At 38.2% G+C, this 19,284-nt stretch carries 17 protein-coding genes, 1 pseudogene and 1 other annotated feature; of the genes and pseudogenes, 16 read left to right on the top strand and 2 right to left on the bottom strand.

Annotated features, from left to right (window positions below; all coding sequences use genetic code 11):
• On the top strand, positions 1-349 hold a 349-nt coding region (locus tag H131_RS23810; RefSeq protein ID WP_329600437.1), incomplete at its 5' end, for a group II intron maturase-specific domain-containing protein.
• A 322-nt stretch (positions 350-671) separates the two neighbouring features.
• Here the strand turns inward: H131_RS23810 and H131_RS14780 are convergent.
• Positions 672-860 (bottom strand): hypothetical protein, encoded by a 189-nt coding sequence (locus tag H131_RS14780; protein WP_010859983.1) that lies wholly within the window; start codon positions 858-860, stop codon positions 672-674.
• Positions 861-1,209: 349 nt separating this feature from the next.
• On the opposite strand from H131_RS14780, the gene hpaB reads away from it, so the two are divergent.
• Positions 1,210-2,643 (top strand): 4-hydroxyphenylacetate 3-monooxygenase, oxygenase component, encoded by a 1,434-nt coding sequence (hpaB, locus tag H131_RS14775; RefSeq protein ID WP_010859982.1) that lies wholly within the window; start codon positions 1,210-1,212, stop codon positions 2,641-2,643.
• Positions 2,644-2,769: 126 nt separating this feature from the next.
• Here the strand turns inward: hpaB and H131_RS14770 are convergent, their stop codons facing one another.
• Entirely contained in the window at positions 2,770-4,758 is a 1,989-nt protein-coding gene (locus H131_RS14770; protein WP_010859981.1) for a methyl-accepting chemotaxis protein, read from the bottom strand.
• 509 nt (positions 4,759-5,267) lie between these two features.
• Positions 5,268-5,481 (top strand) — a binding site (T-box leader).
• Between the two features lie 77 nt (positions 5,482-5,558).
• Between H131_RS14770 and alaS the strand changes: the two genes are divergently transcribed.
• The 14 genes and pseudogenes from alaS to H131_RS14705 all read left to right on the top strand — a co-directional run bounded on the left by alaS (position 5,559) and on the right by H131_RS14705 (position 19,279).
• Entirely contained in the window at positions 5,559-8,219 is a 2,661-nt protein-coding gene (gene alaS / locus H131_RS14765) for an alanine--tRNA ligase (RefSeq protein ID WP_010859980.1), read from the top strand.
• 87 nt (positions 8,220-8,306) lie between these two features.
• Positions 8,307-8,573 carry an IreB family regulatory phosphoprotein gene (locus tag H131_RS14760; protein WP_004226839.1) on the top strand — a complete coding sequence of 89 codons (267 nt, stop codon included), beginning with the start codon at positions 8,307-8,309 and terminating at the stop codon, positions 8,571-8,573.
• 2 nt (positions 8,574-8,575) lie between these two features.
• Positions 8,576-8,992 carry a Holliday junction resolvase RuvX gene (gene ruvX, locus H131_RS14755; protein WP_010859979.1) on the top strand — a complete coding sequence of 139 codons (417 nt, stop codon included), beginning with the start codon at positions 8,576-8,578 and terminating at the stop codon, positions 8,990-8,992.
• A gap of 17 nt (positions 8,993-9,009) precedes the next feature.
• Complete coding sequence (locus H131_RS14750; protein WP_010859978.1) at positions 9,010-9,318, top strand: DUF1292 domain-containing protein; 309 nt, start codon at positions 9,010-9,012, stop codon at positions 9,316-9,318.
• 175 nt (positions 9,319-9,493) lie between these two features.
• Positions 9,494-9,745 (top strand): annotated as a pseudogene (locus H131_RS25970) (DUF1292 domain-containing protein); the annotation flags it as partial.
• Positions 9,725-10,021, top strand: coding sequence for a DUF1292 domain-containing protein (locus tag H131_RS25965; RefSeq protein ID WP_329600453.1), 297 nt, complete (start codon positions 9,725-9,727; stop codon positions 10,019-10,021). The pseudogene H131_RS25970 and the gene H131_RS25965, both read left to right, overlap by 21 nt.
• A 536-nt stretch (positions 10,022-10,557) precedes the next feature.
• Positions 10,558-11,367 carry a MetQ/NlpA family ABC transporter substrate-binding protein gene (locus H131_RS14740; protein WP_010859975.1) on the top strand — a complete coding sequence of 270 codons (810 nt, stop codon included), beginning with the start codon at positions 10,558-10,560 and terminating at the stop codon, positions 11,365-11,367.
• A gap of 57 nt (positions 11,368-11,424) precedes the next feature.
• Positions 11,425-12,504, top strand: a complete 1,080-nt coding sequence (locus tag H131_RS14735) for a methionine ABC transporter ATP-binding protein (RefSeq protein WP_010859974.1) — start codon at positions 11,425-11,427, stop codon at positions 12,502-12,504.
• Positions 12,446-13,099 carry a methionine ABC transporter permease gene (locus tag H131_RS14730; RefSeq protein WP_010859973.1) on the top strand — a complete coding sequence of 218 codons (654 nt, stop codon included), beginning with the start codon at positions 12,446-12,448 and terminating at the stop codon, positions 13,097-13,099. The genes H131_RS14735 and H131_RS14730 overlap by 59 nt, the downstream gene beginning before the upstream one ends.
• 15 nt (positions 13,100-13,114) lie before the next feature.
• Positions 13,115-13,951, top strand: a complete 837-nt coding sequence (locus H131_RS14725) for a MetQ/NlpA family ABC transporter substrate-binding protein (protein ID WP_010859972.1) — start codon at positions 13,115-13,117, stop codon at positions 13,949-13,951.
• Between the two features lie 15 nt (positions 13,952-13,966).
• A complete protein-coding gene (locus tag H131_RS14720) occupies positions 13,967-15,313 on the top strand; it encodes an LLM class flavin-dependent oxidoreductase (RefSeq protein WP_010859971.1) in 1,347 nt (448 codons plus the stop codon).
• Positions 15,310-16,497, top strand: a complete 1,188-nt coding sequence (locus H131_RS14715; protein ID WP_010859970.1) for an acyl-CoA dehydrogenase family protein — start codon at positions 15,310-15,312, stop codon at positions 16,495-16,497. Before H131_RS14720 ends, H131_RS14715 begins: the two co-directional genes overlap by 4 nt.
• Before the next feature lie 132 nt (positions 16,498-16,629).
• Positions 16,630-17,757, top strand: coding sequence for an endolytic transglycosylase MltG (gene mltG / locus H131_RS14710; RefSeq protein WP_010859969.1), 1,128 nt, complete (start codon positions 16,630-16,632; stop codon positions 17,755-17,757).
• 889 nt (positions 17,758-18,646) lie between these two features.
• Positions 18,647-19,279 carry an O-methyltransferase gene (locus H131_RS14705; protein ID WP_010859968.1) on the top strand — a complete coding sequence of 211 codons (633 nt, stop codon included), beginning with the start codon at positions 18,647-18,649 and terminating at the stop codon, positions 19,277-19,279.
• The last annotated feature ends 5 nt before the right edge of the window (positions 19,280-19,284 follow it).

The following is a 19,284-nucleotide window of genomic DNA, read 5'->3' as shown; positions in this document are numbered from 1 at the left end:
TTCAATGGAATACCGTATCGAGAAATTAAATCAATATTTAATAGGATGGTGCGGATATTTTGCGCTCGCAGACACACCTTCAATATTCAACAGGTTAGACAGCTGGATTAAAAGGCGGTTGCGAATGTGCCTTTGGAAGAATTGGAAGAAACCCCGAACGAGAGTCAGAAATCTCATTCGTTTAAAAGTTCCATACGGAAAAGCGTACGAATGGGGTAATACCCGAAAAGGATACTGGCGCATCTCAAAAAGCCCCATATTACACAGAACCCTCGGCAATTCCTATTGGAATGGCCAAGGGCTGAAAAGTCTGCAAGTTCGTTACGAAACTTTGCGTTATTCATCTTAATTGAACCGCCGTATACGGAACCGTACGTACGGTGGTGTGAGAGGTCGGGAGTTAATCACTCCCTCCTACTCGATTTTTTACAAAAAGTGTGGTGATTTATACGGTCAGTGCCTCTATTTATCTGTTTGCCTTTTCGGATTTCTCTGGTGGGTCTGCAATTCCTTGATACCTTTATAGAGAGGGGGAAAGGAAGTGGCTTTTTACGGACCTGTTTTCTGTTACTTTTTAATATGTCTATATCACACAAATAAACCCGCATCCTCGTGATAAGATGCGGGTTTGGTGCAGTAGTAGATGTTAGCCATGTTCAGAATACAAGAAATTAGTGAAAGCCAATTAAGTGATGTTTGACAACTTCATATGCTTGGCAAACATTTTTGAATTGATCTTTTTCTTCAGCAATGAAGTTGGAAGCGATAGAGAATAACAAGTTCTCTTCGTTGTGATCCTCCATTTTGTTCATTAAAGCAGCTTCCATTTTAGCTACGTAGGAAATGATTTGAGAATTCATGTATATTTTCTCCTTTTTTGGGTGAATAGTGTATTTATTTTGTTTACGATGTTAGCATACACCCTCCTGTACTAAAAATCTAGCGAGCTTGTACTAATAGAAAAAGATTTTTAGATGAATGTGACGCAAAAATGAACTTGTTTTAAAAGTGCTTACTGGAAACGTTTTCTTCTAATGTGACTGATAAATAATGGCAATTATCAAATTTTTATCTGTATTTAAAAAGTAGTACAGTTAATTGTTTTTGATGAATTGATGTAATACAGTTTGAGTTATCTTGGAACAGATCGTGGCGGAAAAACATATATTAATAAGTATAAAAACATAGGTAACAATTAGGGGTGAATGTATGCCAGCAATTACAGGACAGCAATATATTAATCGTATAGATGCATTGCAAACGTATATTTCGTTAGATGGAGAAATTATTAAGGGCAAGATTTCGGAGCATCCAGCATTCAAAGGTGTGATACAGAGTCAGGCGAAGCTCTTTGATTTGCAATATGATGAGGTGTTTCATGATAAGATGACTTATGTGTCACCAACGAGTAAGCAGCGGGTGGGTATGTCTTTCCTTCAAGCTGTGACCACTGAAGATTTGGTGAAAAGACGTCATGCAGCTCGGGAGTGGGCTTTAAGTAGTCATGGATTTATGGGAAGAAGTCCTGATTATATGAATACAACGCTAATGGCTCTAGCATCGGCTGCGGAGTATCTAAAAGATAAACCTAATTGTTTTCCTGATCATCTGCTTAACTTTTATGAATATGCCCGCGAGCATGATCTGACAATGACTCATACATTTATTGAGCCACAAGTAAATAGAAAAAGATTTTATTATGAAGATGAAGAATTAACGATTGCAGCTAAAATTGTGGAGAAAACGGCTAAAGGTTTAGTTATTAAAGGGGCAAGATTGCTTGCGACACAAGGAGGAATTACAGATGAGCTCCTTGTATTATCGACAAATGGCTATGACGAAGGAAAAGGTTTTGGTTTCTCGATTCCAAGTAATACGAAAGGGTTGAAATTTTTATGTAGACAGTCATTTGTAGGTGGTGAATCAACTTTTGATAATCCACTAAGTGCTCGCTTTGAAGAAATGGATGCTATTGTCGTCTTTGATAATGTAACAGTACCATGGGAACGCGTGTTTTATTTTGAAAATGTGGAAGTCGCTAATAACTTTATGAATGTTAGTGGTTTCCAAGCCTTCACTTTACATCAAGTGTTGTCACGCCAGATTGCAAAGACTGAATTTGTATTAGGTGTTGTGCAGTCCATTGTGGATACGATAAATATTGGTGACTATCAGCATGTTCAGCAAAAGGTTGTAGAAGTCATTGTTACACTAGAAACGCTGAAGGCCCTGCTGTTAAAATCTGAAATAGATGCAAAGCGAGATGCGTTTGGCTTTATTAGACCCGATCACCCAACATTGCAAGTCGCTATTCAAATTTTCCCTAAAGTATATCCTACCTTTACGGAAATAATCCAGTTGCTCGGGGCAAGTGGATTAATGTCCATTCCAAGTGAAAAAGCATTTGCAGCAGATGATGGTGACTTAGAACATTATTTACAATCGTCCCGTGATGGTGGGGAGGAACGTGTGAAAAAATTCCGTCTTGCCTGGGATTTAACAATGAGTAGTTTCGGCACAAGGCAAACACTATATGAACGCTATTTTTTCGGAGATCCTGTACGCTTATCGAGCATGCTTTACCAATCTTATAATAGGGAATATTTAGTGAAGCGAGTGGAAGATTTTTTAAGTGAAAATTAAATAATTGTAGCCCGTAAAACACGATTGATTTTGCAGGTTATCATTTGACTAAGTGAGGAAAAGATTTGATTATATTAAGTGCAAAAGAGCAAGAGAAGTCGGTAGTGATTTCTCTTGCTCTTTTACTTATAGCGTAAATGTACGTACTTCTTCTTGCAATTCCTCTGCGTATTTTTCTAGTGCTTCAGCAGTCGCAGCGATTTCTTGCATAGCAGATGCTTGTTTAACAGTCGCCTGTGCCATTGCCTCTACCTCATCTTTTGAAGAAAGTGAAATGTCTTCTATCACTTTCATATCGCCTACTACTTGATGACTATTTGTAGATATCGTTTTTGATTTATCTAATACGTCATGGAGCTGATCATTAATTTCTTCAATGAATGTTTTCATTTCATGGAAGTTCTCTTCAGTTTGTGTAAACATTTGTAATCCTTTAGTAACTTCGCTATGGCTTGTATCCATTGATGTTGCTAGTTTTGAAGCCTCACGTTGAATAGCGGTAATTATTTGACGAACTTGTGAGGAGGATTGGTTCGTTTGTTCGGCTAACTTTCGAACTTCATCTGCTACAACTGCAAAGCCCTTACCATGCTCACCTGCACGTGCTGCTTCAATGGCAGCATTTAGTGCCAACAAATTCGTTTGCTCAGATATGGATGTAATAACTGCCAAAATTTCGTCAATTTCTTTGACATACGTATTCACGGTTGTAATGTCGGTTGAAAGCTCGTTAATTTTGCCCTCGATTGTTCTCATTTGTTTTTGAGTAGATGCAACGACATTTTGACCTATATCAGCAGTTGCTTCAGCTTTTTCAGCTTTTTGCGTTAAGATATTTGTATTTTCGTAAATTTGATGAATGTCATTTGAAACTTGCTCTAGTGTATCAAAGCTTGCTACTAATTTGGCATTTTGCTTGTCGATACCTTCAGAAACGGCGATGGCAGCTTGTGACACCCGTTCTGTAGCACGTGAGTTTTCGTCTGTAACCGCACTTAATTCCTCTGAGGAAGCAAGTAGTGAAGTTGATTTTTCGTGAATATGTGATAATACATCGCGCAGTGAATCGCTCATTTTTTGGAAGGCTTTTCCGAGAACGCCGATTTCATCTTTTTTCTTGCTGATGACTTTAGCACGTAAATCACCTGCACTCATCGTTTTAGCTGCATTGATCATAGAGCCTAGTGAGCGTGTAATTGTACGGATTATGACATATAAAATGACACCGAATACGGCTATAGAAAGACATACAACGATGAGTGTAGAAATAAATATAGGTTTTGTCGCATTAGATATTTCACTTTCTGACATCGCCCCACCTACATGCCATCCGGTTAATGCATTTTGTTGAACAAGCATTTGCTTTTCTTCATTATCTAATCGGTAGTTAATAAAGTTGTCTGTGCCCTCTAACATCGCTGATGCCCAAGATTCATCTGAAATATCTGTACCAACCTCAATTGTTGGGTGTGAAATAATTGCTTGATTACGACTTATTAAAAAAGCATAACCTTCATTTCCAATATGTATGGTACCAATTAAATTTGCTAGCTCTTCCATTTTAAGATTGACGGCAAATACACCATCGGCATTTTTAAATTTTTTGGAAATCGTCACAACCCAGTCTCCTGTTGAAGCAGATTCGTGCGGATCAGATATAACAACTTCTCCTTGTGCTTCAATGGCGTTCGTGTACCAATCCCGTGTACGTGGATCGAAATCTTTTTTTCCAGATAATCCGAGATTAGGAACTTGAATCATCTCTCCATTTCCAGTACCAATAAATGAGGAAACAAGCCCTTTACTCGTATCGAAATATTGCTGCATGCTTTGTAGGAGGATAGCGCGTTCTTCTTGAGAGATAGTGCCCTCTGTTAGTGAGTTGCCAAAGTAAGTCACATCTTCTACAATCGGTTGGATATGTTTGTTGATAAATTCATCGACAACCGCAACATTTTGTGAGGCACTTGTATGCATCGTATCGTTTATTTCATTTCTTGCGACTGAATACGACGTTATAGCAATGAGTAGGCTCGGAATGATAAGTGCAAAGAAAAAAGTTAAGCCTAATTTTTTTCCAATCGTCATTGTTGTCATATGTTTCTGCTTGTGCATAATAATCCTCTCCTTGTTATAGTGTATCTTTATAGCACGATACTATTTTAAGTATAACTTATTTTTTCATTGATAAAAAATGTATATTTTGGGAACGTTTAGATTGGCGATGGGCATAAAATTATAGGGTCTATAAAGAAGATTTCAAATTCAAGAAATGAACGCTTCACTGTTGGGATAGACTATAATTGTGCTTTGACAAAATTGTACTCCCTGAATGGATTCCGTAGGATATGAAAAGAAAAAGGAACTTTTGGAGTTATCGAACTAAATATAAAAGAGTGGCTTGAAAAGATGGCAAGTGAAAGCTAAATTAACAGTGCATAGAAGATTTCAAAGGGGAGCGTATCGTTCTAAAAATGGATGTTGATTACAGTATTTTTGCTATTCAATATATTTAGTATTGTGTATAGAAAATCTTCACAGCAATTCCTTTGAGCGGTATTTAGTTTATAATAAGATGAACGTTGACACTCTTTGCAATCTTTTTTATAATTTACTGTATAATAGTAAAAACGATGATGGAACAAGTACGTATTTGTACGTGGACAAGAAAGGGATTTCTAGGCTGGAAAAATCCTCACGACTAACAAATGCCGAAAGCTACTCCAGAGTGCAGTTAATCACTGCCGTTCACTTACGTTACAAGTGCTTGAGAGGTAAGTAGGTTATACTTACAACTAGGGTGGTACCGCGAGATAATAACAAGTCCTCGTCCCTTTTTTGGGATGAGGACTTTTTTTGTTTATTTTGCGGATTCATCTCGTAATTTTACGTAGATAAGAGGAGGAACTTTCCACATGAAAGCAGCAGAAATTCGACGTTTGTATTTAGAATTTTTTAAAGAAAAAGGACATCATCATGAGCCGTCAGCACCACTTGTGCCAATCAATGACCCATCGTTATTATGGATTAACTCAGGTGTTGCAACACTAAAACCTTATTTTGATGGTCGTATTATTCCTGACAATCCACGTATTACAAATGCACAAAAATCAATCCGTACAAACGATATAGAAAACGTCGGGAAAACAGCTCGTCACCATACATTCTTTGAAATGCTTGGAAACTTCTCAATCGGTGACTATTTCAAAAAAGAATCTATTCATTACGCGTGGGAATTTTTAACAGATAAAAAATGGATGGGCTTTAATCCAGAACTTTTATCAATTACAATACACCCAGAAGACCAAGAAGCCTATGATGTATGGCATAACGAAATTGGCATTCCAGAAGAGCGTTTAATCCGTTTAGAAGGGAACTTTTGGGATATTGGAGAAGGTCCATCCGGTCCGAACTCTGAAATTTTCTATGATCGTGGAGAAGAGTATGGCTCAGATGAAAATGATCCAGAAATGTATCCTGGTGGTGAAAATGAGCGCTATCTTGAAATTTGGAACTTGGTGTTCTCTCAATTCAACCATAATCCTGATGGCACATATACACCACTACCAAAGCAAAATATTGATACAGGTATGGGACTAGAGCGTATTGTATCAGTGGTACAAAACGTCCCAACAAACTTTGATACGGATTTATTCATGCCGATTATTGAAAAAATTGAACAATTAGCAAACCGTCAATATAAACGTCCAGCTGAAGTAGAATTAAGTGAAATCTTCGGATCTGAGGAAGACATTAACACACCGTTCAAAGTCATTGCTGACCATATTCGTACAGTCGCGTTTGCAATAGGTGATGGTGCACTTCCTTCCAACGAAGGTCGCGGCTATGTTTTACGTCGTTTACTACGTCGTGCCGTTCGCTATGCAAAACAAATTGGTATCGAGAAACCATTTATGTTTGAATTAGTTCCAACCGTGGGTGAGGTTATGGTTGATTTCTACCCTGAAGTAACAGAGAAATGTGAATTTATCCAACGTGTTATTAAAAATGAGGAAATTCGCTTCCACGAAACATTAGATGGCGGCTTAGCAATCTTTAACGATGTCGTTGAAGCTCAAAAATCAGTGGGCCATGATTATATTCCTGGTGCAGATGCATTCCGTTTATATGACACATATGGTTTCCCAATTGAACTAACAGAAGAATATGCAGAAGAAGTGGGCATGAAAGTTGACCATGAAGGATTCGAGGTTGCAATGGAACAACAACGTGAGCGTGCACGTGCAGCTCGTCAAGATGTAGACTCCATGCAAGTACAAAATGAAGTACTAGCAAACTTAACCGTGGCAAGTGAATTCGTTGGTTACGATACATTGTCTGTAGATTCAGTAGTTGCGGCAATCATTGTTAACGGCCAAGTGGCAAAAGTGGCTTCTGAAGGCCAAGAAGCGTTCGTTGTATTAGCAAAAACACCATTCTACGCTGAAATGGGTGGACAAATTGCTGACAGTGGTGTCATTTCTAATGATAGCTTCACTGCAATTGTCAAGGATGTTCAAAAAGCGCCTAATGGACAACCGTTGCATACTGTAATTGTGGAATCTGGTGAAATGCATGTTGAAGATGCAGTAAAAGCGGTAGTCAATCGTGATGAGCGTAATCTAATTATTAAAAACCATACAGCTACACATATTATGCAACGTGCGTTGAAAGACGTATTAGGTGATCATGTAAATCAAGCTGGTTCATATGTTGGTCCTGATCGTTTGCGTTTTGACTTCTCTCACTTCGGCCAAGTAACAAAAGAAGAATTACAGCAAATTGAACGTATTGTAAACGAAAAAGTGTGGGATGATATTGAAGTCGTGATTGAAGAAAAAGGTATTGATGAAGCAAAAGCAATGGGAGCAATGGCATTATTCGGAGAAAAATACGGCGATGTCGTACGCGTTGTATCCATTGGTGACTACTCTATTGAGCTTTGCGGTGGTCTTCACGTAAAACGCTCTTCTGAAATTGGTTTCTTCAAAATCGTTTCTGAAGGCGGTATTGGTGCAGGTACTCGTCGAATCGAGGCAGTTACTGGTAAAGTTGCTTACGAAGCTGTAAAAGAAGAAGAGGCGTACTTAAACGGCGCAGCAGCGTTGTTAAAAGCGAATCCAAAAGATATTGTGACAAAAGTACAAGCACTACAAGCGGACTTTAAAGAATTACAACGTGATAATGAAGCATTATCACAAAAAATTGCCAACGCACAAGCAGGGGCAATCGTGGACGCAGCACAAACAATTGGTGATGTAATCGTCCTATCTACTAAAGTAGAAGCGAAGGATAATAATCAATTACGTCAAATGATGGATGATTTAAAAGTAAAAATGACTAAAGCTATTGTCGTTTTAGGTGCTAGTGATGGCGATAAAGTGATGCTTTGTGCTGGCGTAACAAAAGATTTAGTTGGCGGAAACTATCACGCTGGAAATATCGTGAAAATGGTAGCGGAAGCTTGTGGTGGTAAAGGTGGGGGTCGTCCGGATATGGCGATGGCAGGTGCAAAAGATGCATCAAAACTTGATGAAGCGCTACTTTCTGTGTATGATTACGTTAAATCCATTTAATTAATTCGCCAAATCGGTTATAATAAAGAGAAATCGGGGATGAGCTTCTTTGCACATCTCCTTATTTCTGAAAGCGAGGTGCTGGTCATGAGTTCATTTGATCAAACGATGAAATTTAATTTTCCAGAAGAGTCAATGGAACAGGAAGTCAAGCAGGTAATGTTGAAAGTACATTCTTCATTAGAGGAAAAGGGATATAATCCTATCAATCAGATTGTCGGTTACTTACTTTCTGGTGATCCGGCGTATATTCCTCGCCATCAGGATGCTCGTAATTTAATTCGCAAGCTTGAGCGTGACGAAATTCTAGAAGAGCTTGTTAAATTTTATATCAAAAAGAATAACGAGGACTAGAAATGAGAATTATGGGATTAGACGTTGGGTCAAAAACAGTTGGCGTTGCAATTAGTGATGCACTAGGCTGGACGGCACAAGGTATTGAAACCGTAAAAATTGATGAAGCAAATGGCGTGTTCGGCATCGACCGTTTAGCCGAGCTAGTGAAGGAATATACTATAACTGAATTTGTTGTAGGGTTCCCGAAAAACATGAATAATACGGTAGGACCCCGTGGTGAAGCTTCTGAAAACTATAAAAAGTTATTAGAAGAAACATTTTCACTACCGGTCAAGCTATGGGACGAACGTTTAACGACGATGGCAGCCGAGCGCATGCTAATCGAAGCGGATGTGAGTCGCAAGAAACGCAAGCAGGTTATTGATAAGATGGCTGCTGTGATGATTTTACAAGGCTATTTAGATAGCAAAAACTAACTGATGAGGTGAAAGACATGGCACAAGAGCATAACCATGAAGAAGAATTACATGTACAACATATTACTGTAATTGACGAAAACGGAAACGAGCAGCTTTGTGAAGTGATTCACGTACACGAGTCTCCTGAATTTGGCAAATCATATGTATTTTATGCAATGGTAGGCGCTGAAGAAGATGAAGAAGGTTCTGTAGAAATCTTCGTATCTTCTTTCGTACCATCTGAAAACGGCGAAGATGGTGAGTTGACACCTATCGAAACGGAAGCAGAATGGGATATGGTGGAGAACGTTTTAAACGCTTTAGAGGATGAAGACGAAGAATAATCGTTTTTCTATTTGAAGTGTGGGAACAAGGATGGCAATGTGCGGTCCTTGTTCCTTTTTTACTGTGTTCAGTGAAAATAAACTTCTACTGACTGCAAAAAATAGTCTAAGATAAATATGAAATCTGGACGTAAAGATGCTAAAGCATTTGATATAAATAAGGAGGGATTTTCGAATGAACGAGGAAACACAAGAGTTTATGATAATGGGTGAGGATGGCAAGGAGCAAAAATGCCGTGTAGTCTTTACTTTTGATGCAGAGGAAAAATCATATGTACTGTTTTCGCTAATTGATGCAGAGGGCCATGAAATTCCTGGTGATATTTCGGCCATGACATTCGATTATGATGATAACAATGGCGACATGACAAATTTACAGCCTGTTGACACAGAAGCAGAATGGGAAATGATTAATGAAGTTGTCTTAACGCTTCTTGAAGAATTTGAAGAAGAACCACAATTGATTACTGTGACAGATGAAGAGGGCAATGATCAAGTATGTGAGGTAATTCATACGTTTGCGCTAGAACAATTTGGTAAGTCGTATGTACTCTACGTGCCTGCAACGGACGAGCCATTTGAGGAACGAGATATTTTTGCTGCGCAATATGTACCTGGTAAGGACGGCATTATTGAGGAATTACTACCAATTGAAACAGACGAAGAATGGACAGTTGTGGAAGATGTATTAAACGAATTATAAATGAAACTCTGAGTGGCGACATGCTATTCGGAGTTTTTTTATCCCGTATCAACGGTCAGTAAGACGCCCACCTCAAGTGGAAAGATGAAAACGAATCAACTAGGTGCGCGATCAACTGACCGTATTAGCCCGATTGGTTCAACTAACAATCAGTGGGGGATGAAGAAAACCCCCACTGATTGAAGTTTCACTTTATTGGATTTTTGTATTCGAAAGCCTAATTGAAAATTTCTATCGGATGTTTAAAAGTTTTTTATCTAATAATAAAAAACATGTATTTAATAGTGACTATTTGTCTTTATCGAGCAAATAATTGCTTTTTACGATTTTTATTTTACGATTTTTATGATTAGAGGGAAAAAACAAGAAAAAATGGCATTGACCAATCATTAGTAAACAGATAAGATTTATTTTAAATAAAAATATGAAATTTCAAATAATTTGGTCATTTGAGAAAAACTTCATCCGTTATAAATTTTACGATTTTTATTTTATTATAAAACCAAGTAAATATATTTACAAAGGAGGATATAAGGGTGAGGAAATTATGGGTATTGTTGGTCGGTGCGTTCGTGATGAGCGTATTAGCAGGTTGTGCTGAATCAGGTGAGGCAAGTAAGGATGACACGGTCACTTTAAAAGTAGGGGCAGCAAGTGTACCACATGCAGAAGTGCTGGAATACTTATCTGACGATATCGCAAATGAGGGTGTGAAATTAGAAATTTACATTTTAAAAGATGCTGTACAAACAAATCAACAAACAGCGGACGGTGAATTGGATTTCAATTATTTTCAGCATATCCCATTTTTAGAGCAAACAAATAAAGAAAGTAATTTAGATTTAGTAAGTGTAGGAGGTATACACATTGAACCATTTGGTTTGTACTCAAAAACAATCGATAGCATAAATGATTTACCACAGAATGCAGAGGTAGCAGTACCAAATGATGTAGTCAATTTTTCCCGTGCATTACTATTGTTTGAGAGTAATGGTCTTATTGAATTAGATGATGCAAAGAAGAATGATTTTACAATCGAGGACATAACAAAAAACGAAAAAAATATTCAATTTATCGGAGTGGATTCCCTTTTATTAGTTCGTTCACTAGATGATGTAGTCGCCTCTGCCATAAATACCAACTATGCCTTAGAGGGAGGGTATAACCCAATAGAGGATGCACTCATCATTGAAGGACCAGAATCACCGTATGTCAATATTATCGCCACGACTAAAGAAAAAGAAGATGATGCTGCCATTCAAATAGTTGTCAAATGGTTAACAAGTGATAAGGCACGTAAGTTTTTTGAAGAACACTATAAAGGTGCTGTCGTTCCAGTATTTTAACGGTCGTATAGCACAATTATCAAGACACTAAATTCACTGACAAGGAGGAGAATGTGCATGATTGAATTCATCTCAACGACGAAGGAATTTCAGGTGGGTCAATCCACAGTTAAGGCCTTAAATCACATCAATTTAACGGTACAAAAAGGAGATATATTTGGTGTTATTGGTTTTAGTGGTGCTGGTAAAAGTACCTTATTAAGAACAGTGAATTTATTGGAAGAACCTACATCAGGTCAGGTACTTGTTAATGGCATAAATCTTACAACATTAAGTAAAAAGCAATTACGAGAGGAAAAGAAAAAAATCGGGATGATTTTCCAACACTTCAATCTGCTCAATTCTAAAACAGTTTTTGAAAATGTGGCGATGCCATTGGTGTTGAGCAGTGCCAAAAAATCAATTATTGAAATACAAGTACGTGAAGTACTAACATTCGTTGGCTTAGAAGATAAAGCCAATCGTTATATAGACGAATTATCTGGTGGACAAAAGCAACGGGTTGGAATCGCGCGTGCGCTGGTGACAAAGCCAAAAATTTTATTGTGTGATGAAGCAACATCTGCACTTGATCCACAAACGACAAAGTCTATTTTAGAGCTATTGAAGCGTGTCAATGTTGAGTTTGGTATTACGATTTTAATGATTACACATGAAATGGAAGTGATACGCGACATCTGTAATCGCGTTGCGGTCATGGAAAATGGTGACATTATTGAAGAAGGGAATGTGCTTGAACTATTTTCTGCACCAAAGGAAGATACAACGAAAAACTTTGTACAATCGGTCGTTCGTGAGGACATTCCTCAATCAATTTATGAGCAACTTAAAGTGAAAAATGGATCGAAACGCGTTTATAACATGAAATTTATTGGGGTGGATGTAGGGCAACCAGTAGTATCACAGGTAGCGAAAAAATTCAATGTCGATGTCAATGTACTGTTTGGCAATATTACTGAGCTACAAGGTATACCCTTTGGTAATTTAATCGTTGAACTCGTTGGCCCTGAGGCAGAAATTCAAAAGGCATTTGTCTATATTCAAAACAAAAATATACAGGTTGAGGAGGTCAGTGCACATGAAGGTGAGCTCACAAATCATTATCGACGCAGTGTTGGATACGCTGTACATGGTTAGTATCTCGTTATTTTTTGGAGCGGTCTTAGGATTTATCTTAGGCATTACATTAGTTGTGACAAGAAAAGGACATATTTTGGAACATAAAATTATCTTTTCTATCGTGAATCCTATAGTAAATACGCTGCGCTCCATTCCATTTATTATTTTACTTGTTGCCATTATTCCATTTACACGTTTAATAGTTGGGACGGCCATTGGTACAACAGCAGCAATCGTACCGCTTGTTTTGCATATCGGGCCGTATATTTCAAGATTGATAGAAAATTCTTTGCTTGAAGTGGATGAAGGCATCATTGAAGCAGCAAAGGCAATGGGAGCCTCTCCGTTCCAAATTATTGGTAAATTTTTATTGCCTGAAGCTTTCCCATCATTGATTTTAAGTGTCACGACGGCAACTATCGGCTTGATAGGGGCGACAGCAATGGCAGGAGCAGTAGGTGGCGGTGGTCTTGGTGATGTAGCCATTACTTACGGCTATCAACGCTTTGATAATGTCACAATTTTAGTAACGGTTGTTATTTTAGTGGTGCTCGTTCAAATTATTCAAAGTATCGGCAATAGCTTTGAAAGAAAACTACGAAGAGTGTCATAGAAGGGAAGTACTACAATGAAAAAAACGCAATATCTCATAGGATTGCTTACGCTACTATTTTTGCTTGTAGCATGTGCAAAAGCCGAAGAAAAGGATGTCGTAAAAGTCGGTATTCGCAGCTCTGAACTGAAAACATGGGAGTATATCAAAGAACAAGCGGCGAAGGAAAATCTTGAGCTCGAACTCGTTACATTCTCTGCCCAATTTGACCCAAACCAAGCATTAGCAGAGGATGAAGTGGATATTAATGCTTTTCAGCATGTAGCATACTTAAACTTATTTAATACGAATAATAATACAGATTTACAGGCGATAGGTACTACAATTATGGCGCCCATTGGTTTATATTCTAACAAATATAGCGCATTAACGGATATCAAAGAAGGAGCAAAAATTGCGGTACCAAATGATCCATCGAACTGGGGACGTGCGCTGTTATTACTGCAAGAATACGATTTACTGTCGGTTACTGAAGATTTTGATGGCAATGGTGGAGAGGACCGTATTAAAGATAATCCGAAAAATTTAACGATCCTACCTGTAGAGGGGGCAACAACACCACGTGTTATGGAGGATGCTGATTTTGCAGTTATAAATAATGGTGTGGCAGTAGAAGCGGGCTTGCTTTTAACGGATGCCATTATTCATGAGAGTGAGACTGCAAAGCCATTTATTAATGTGATAGTGGCCAAGGCAGAAGACCAAGACAATGCAACATTGAAAAAAATTGTGGATATTTATCAACGTGAAAAAACGGCAAATTTCATTAAAGATATTTCAAAGGGGAATTATGTTCCTGTCAAAATGCCATTGGACGAATTAGCTTCATGGAAAAAGTTTTATTCATATTAAAGGGAGTGAGGATGAATGGCGGAGAAAAAGGAATTGAAGTTAGCGTTGTATTTAATAGGAGCAGGGATGCATGTTGCAGCTTGGAAACATCCGAAAGGGCAAGTAAATGCAAGTATTGATATTCAAACGTTGCAAAAGGCGGCTCAGATTGCGGAGAAGGGTAAATTTGATATTGCTTTTGTCGCGGATAGTTTAGCAATTAATCATGAATCGCATCCCCATATTTTAAATCGTTTTGACCCACTCATTCAGATTACAGCTTTAGCGGCAGCAACGACAAAAATTGGTCTAGGTGCAACGGCATCGACAACTTATAGCGAACCATATGTGTTAGCGAGACAGTTCATGTCTATCGACCATATAAGTAATGGCCGCGTTGCATGGAATTTAGTAACGACGGCCGACGCAACAGGTGAGACTGCTCAAAACTTTAGTCGGGATAAACATTGGGAGCACGATCATCGATACGAGCGCGCAGAGGAATTTATTGATGTTGTCCAATCATTATGGGATTCATGGGAAGATGATGCGTTTGTCTATGATCGGAACAATAACATTTTCTATGATCCAAAAAAGGTACATGAAACAGCCTTCAAAGGGGACTATTTATCGGTAAAAGGACCGTTAAATATCGCTCGTTCAGTGCAGGGGCAGCCTGTTATTGTGGAAGCAGGTGCGTCAAAGCCTGGGCAAAAATTGGCCGCACGTACAGCAGAAGTAGTTTTTGTGCACTGGGATGGTATTGAAAAGTCGAAGGACCATTATCGTAATTTAAAGGCACAACTTGCCCCATTTGGTCGTTCGGCAGAAGAACTTCTTATATTGCAAGGGATTTCACCAATTGTCGGTGATACGGAGGAAGAAGCTAATCGTAAGTACAATGAGTTGCAAGCTTTAGTAGATCCTTATGAGAGCTTGAAGTTTGTTTCGGGTTATATGGGAAATGTTGATTTTTCAAAGTATTCGTTAGATACACCTGCGATTGAAGTGGAATTTCCGGAGGTCAACAGTATTCAAAGTCATTTCCATGAGCATTTAGACATTATTAAAAAAGAAAATTTAAAGGTCGGGGATTTATATGCACGTCTATTTGGCCCAGCCCGTCGGGATGCCTTTGTGGGGACACCTATTCAAATTGCCGACGAAATGGAGCGTTGGATTAACGAGAATGCAGCAGATGGCTTTATGTTGCAATTTCCATTATTGCCACGTGATTTAGAGGACTTTGTAGAAAAAGTTATTCCTATTTTACAAGAACGCGGCATCTTTCGAAAAGACTATATAGGCTCGACGCTGCGTGAGCATTTAGGGCTGAAAATACCAGAAAATCGATTTGTCAAAAGTAAGGTGACACCGACATGAGTGATGTCTTTATTCGCAATGAACGTGAACAACAGCTTGTACAATATGCTCGTGGCTTATCAACGCAAATTGAAAAAACAGCAGCTAGCTATGATGAAAGCGGAGAATTTCCATTTGAGCATTTTAAGATTTTAGAAGAGGCGGGTTATTTCCGATTAACGGTGCCGAAAAAATATGGAGGGGATGAAATTTCACTCTATGAAATGTTATTAGTACAGGAGCAGTTAGCTAGAGGGGATGCTTCAACTGCACTATCAGTCGGGTGGCATTTATTAACCTTTTTAAATGTCCGAGAGGCTAGAACATGGTCAGAACCAGTGTTTGCAGAACTGAGCCGAAAAGCTGTAGAAGAAGGGTCATTACTGAATATTATAAATAGTGAGCGAGGGAAGGGCAATATTTCACGTGGCAGCTTGCCTGGAACGACTGCTAAAAAAGTGGATGGTGGCTATATTATTACAGGTGAGAAGGCCTTTGCTTCGTTAGCGCCCATCTTACAGCAATTTACGATTATCGCCTATTTAGAAGAAGAAAATTTAACTGCAGAGTTTCTAATAACGAAAAATGAGCAGGTAGAAATGATTAATACGTGGAATGCGATGGGCATGCGTGCTACAGGTAGTCATGATATTATTTTCCATGACACATTTGTGCCTGATGAAGCATTATTATATCGTCATCGCCCAAATGAAGTGAATCGCTTTTTAGCAGATGGTCGGGTTTATTCACTAGAAATTCCGGCTGTCTATTTAGGTATTGCAGGGTCTGCAAGGGACTATGCCATAGAGTTTGCGAAAAATACCTATTCATACAGTCTGAATAATACGATTGCTCATGCTAGCCACGTACAACAAAAAATTGGCGAAATAGAAGTGTTATATCAAACAGCCAGACGTACACTTTATAGCATTGCATCTCAGGTAGAACAAAATGCAGCTATCAAGGAGCAATTAGCGGACGATGTAAGTATTGCAAAATATATGATTTGTAACAATGCGATTGAAATTGTGACAAAAGCTATGCAAATTGTTGGTGGGCGTAGCATTTCCCAATCAAATAAATTACAGCGCCTATTTCGAGATGTACAGTGCAGCCGCTTCAATCCACCTGCTGACGATGTGGTCATTTCACAGCTAGCACAAGGCTTGTTGATGGATGAAAAACAAGGTGCTTTTCAATTATGAAAAAGTAGTAATCTGCTGACAAAAGTGTTAGCAGATTTTTTTATGTGTGCTAATTCTCCTGTATTGTCGATTTCTGTTTGTCGTAAAAGTTGATTTCTAGTATGATATTGGATAGTGATAGGGGGGAAACCCGTGGATAACGGTTCTAAAAAACAAGAAATGTTTTCAAAAATGCAAGAAAGAAAATCTGAGGTAAAAATCGTGAGAAAAATAGTTGCTATTATAACAATAGTTTTTGTCTTAGTATTAGGGATTGTCGGTTTTTTTGGCTATAACTATGTGAAGAGTGCACTAAAGCCTATGGATCCTGATGCAACAAAAACAATTGCTGTTGAAGTACCAATTGGCTCAAGTTTAGGGTCCATTTCGGCGTTATTAGAAGACAAAGGCATTATTAAAGATGCAAGCGTTTTTAAGTATTATGCCAAGTTTAAAAATGAATCACAATTCCAAGCAGGAAATTATGATTTAACTCAAGCTATGACATTGGACGAGCTTATCGAGAGTTTAAAAACTGGGAAAGTATATCGTACGCCAGTCTTTGCAATGACAGTTCCAGAAGGCTTAACACTTGAACAAATAGGTAAAATTATTGAAAAGAAAACGCCGTATACACAAAAAGAATTTATGGATTTAGTGACAAGTGAAACATTTGTTCAGCAAATGATGGCCAACTATCCTGAACTTGTAACAGATGCAGTGCTAGCGGAAAATATTCGCTATGATTTAGAAGGCTATTTATTCCCTGCAACGTATTCATACTTTGAAGAAAAACCATCATTAGAATCCATTGTAGAAGAAATGGTAGCAGCTATGAATAATGTTGTGAAAAATTACAGTGATGTTTTAACAGAAAAACAAATGTCAGTGCATCAGCTATTAACATTCGCCTCTTTACTGGAGGAGGAAGCAACAGCTCAAACAGATCGAGAAACGATTGCAAGTGTATTCTTTAATCGTATCGATGAGGGCATGCCACTGCAAACAGACCCAACTGTTTTATATGCACTTGGTTCGCATAAAGACCGTGTTTTATATGAGGATTTAGAAGTCGAAAATGCCTATAACACATATAAAAACAAAGGCTTACCACCTGGACCAATTGCTGGTGCTGGTAAAACATCGATTGAAGCCTCTTTAAATCCGAGCAAAACTGATTATTTCTATTTCTTAGCTGATAAAGAAGGCGTCAACCACTTCTCGAAAACATATGATGAGCATTTACAAAAGGTCGAAAAGTATTTACGTCAAGCGGAATAGTTACGTCTCATAATAGAAAAAAGCATATGCAATAAGAAGAATAGAAGGAAAGAAAAATAGCTTTCCTTCTATTTTCATGCTATTATAAGTTGTGATTTTAACATTATTCAACAAAATGTTACCTTAAAGGTTATGTGAAAGAGCAGGTTTCGACTTGCATTATGCAGGCTTATTTAATGCCTGCTGAATAAAGTTAAAGCCTCCGGTAAATGTCACAGCTGTTTGTTACGTGAAAATGAAGCGTCAATAGAAGACTCTGCAAGTATTGAATTATGTTTACACAATTCATAATCTGGACGCAATTACGCTGAGGTGTAATTGATTCAATATATACGTGGTGGCAATTGTTTCGAGCATACTCGAAAAAACAATTGCTCATTTTTGTATGGCAAAGTACCAAGACATCACGTTTGGTCTTTTTCTTTTTGTAGGTAAATGATGATGAATTATGAATAGGGTCAATGAGGTTTTTCTTGTTGCATGTAATTTATTTCAGCAGGTCTTTTAATGTTACGACAGCATGCTTTAGTAAGAGTGAACGACAGCTACAGCATCCCCTAACTTCAATAGATGGGGGATAAGTGTCAAAAGATGTATTCGATTCAGTGGGGTTTCAAACCTTAGCTGAATTAAGTTAAAGCACCCAGCAAATGGCATAGATTTTGATGGAAGTGAATTTAGGAAGGTAGCGTAGATCGTCATATTCATAAGACAATTTTCTGATCGAAAGCGGAGTGGCCGAAACAATGACAAACTTGTACTACTTCGCTAACAAAGCCAAGTCCTGTAGTACCATTAACCCGACCGTTCGAGCATGCCTAAATGCACGCCAAAATTGGACGTGTTGTTTATTTGCTGAGGTGTGATTGATTGAGGTGTAAATAAAACAATGGAATTATCGGATGCATATATACAATCATTTATTCAACCACGTAATGATTTGCTTTTAGAAATGGAAGCATATGCGAAGGATAATCATGTACCAATTATGCAACTTGCAGGCATAGACGCACTGAACCAGTTGCTACGGATTCAAAATCCGTCAAAGATTTTAGAAATTGGTACGGCAATCGGTTATTCGGCTTTGCGTATGGCAGAAGCTTTGCCAAATGTGCAAATCGTTACAATTGAGCGTGATGTAGACCGGGTTACGAAAGCGAAAGATTATATTGCTCGTTCCACTGATGCAAATCGAATTACAGTGATTGAGGGGGATGCCTTAGAAGTAGATGATGAGGCAATTCATACAGTATTCGATGCAGTGTTTATTGACGCAGCAAAAGGACAATATCAACGTTTTTTTGAAAAGTATGCGCCTCTTGTGAAATCAGGTGGAGTTTTGTATATCGATAATATGTATATGCATGGCTTATCAGATTTGGACTTAAAGGATGTGCCGCGTCGTAAGCGCACTATGATTCGAAATTTAAAAAACTTCACAGATTGGATTATGCATCATCCTGATTACACAAGTGCATTTTTACCTGTCGGTGATGGCTTATTATTATGTTTGAAGAGGTGACTACT

The organism is Lysinibacillus sphaericus OT4b.31, from assembly GCF_000392615.1.
Taxonomy (GTDB): Bacteria; Bacillota; Bacilli; order Bacillales_A; family Planococcaceae; genus Lysinibacillus; species Lysinibacillus sphaericus_B.
The sequence above is the reverse complement of the archived record's forward strand: the minus strand, read 5'-3'. Positions and strand labels throughout refer to the sequence as shown.

What these genes read in the sequence shown, in the direction of transcription:
- ruvX (WP_010859979.1), top strand. Translation starts at nt 8,576, where the DNA reads ATGAGAATTATGGGATTAGACGTTGGGTCAAAAACAGTTGGCGTTGCA.
- H131_RS14735 (WP_010859974.1), top strand. Translation starts at nt 11,425, where the DNA reads ATGATTGAATTCATCTCAACGACGAAGGAATTTCAGGTGGGTCAATCC.
- H131_RS14770 (WP_010859981.1), bottom strand. Translation starts at nt 4,758, where the DNA reads ATGCACAAGCAGAAACATATGACAACAATGACGATTGGAAAAAAATTA.
- H131_RS14725 (WP_010859972.1), top strand. Translation starts at nt 13,115, where the DNA reads ATGAAAAAAACGCAATATCTCATAGGATTGCTTACGCTACTATTTTTG.
- H131_RS14715 (WP_010859970.1), top strand. Translation starts at nt 15,310, where the DNA reads ATGAGTGATGTCTTTATTCGCAATGAACGTGAACAACAGCTTGTACAA.
- H131_RS14780 (WP_010859983.1), bottom strand. Translation starts at nt 860, where the DNA reads ATGAATTCTCAAATCATTTCCTACGTAGCTAAAATGGAAGCTGCTTTA.
- H131_RS14720 (WP_010859971.1), top strand. Translation starts at nt 13,967, where the DNA reads ATGGCGGAGAAAAAGGAATTGAAGTTAGCGTTGTATTTAATAGGAGCA.
- H131_RS14730 (WP_010859973.1), top strand. Translation starts at nt 12,446, where the DNA reads ATGAAGGTGAGCTCACAAATCATTATCGACGCAGTGTTGGATACGCTG.
- H131_RS25965 (WP_329600453.1), top strand. Translation starts at nt 9,725, where the DNA reads ATGATTAATGAAGTTGTCTTAACGCTTCTTGAAGAATTTGAAGAAGAA.
- alaS (WP_010859980.1), top strand. Translation starts at nt 5,559, where the DNA reads ATGAAAGCAGCAGAAATTCGACGTTTGTATTTAGAATTTTTTAAAGAA.
- hpaB (WP_010859982.1), top strand. Translation starts at nt 1,210, where the DNA reads ATGCCAGCAATTACAGGACAGCAATATATTAATCGTATAGATGCATTG.
- H131_RS14705 (WP_010859968.1), top strand. Translation starts at nt 18,647, where the DNA reads ATGGAATTATCGGATGCATATATACAATCATTTATTCAACCACGTAAT.
- H131_RS14750 (WP_010859978.1), top strand. Translation starts at nt 9,010, where the DNA reads ATGGCACAAGAGCATAACCATGAAGAAGAATTACATGTACAACATATT.
- H131_RS14760 (WP_004226839.1), top strand. Translation starts at nt 8,307, where the DNA reads ATGAGTTCATTTGATCAAACGATGAAATTTAATTTTCCAGAAGAGTCA.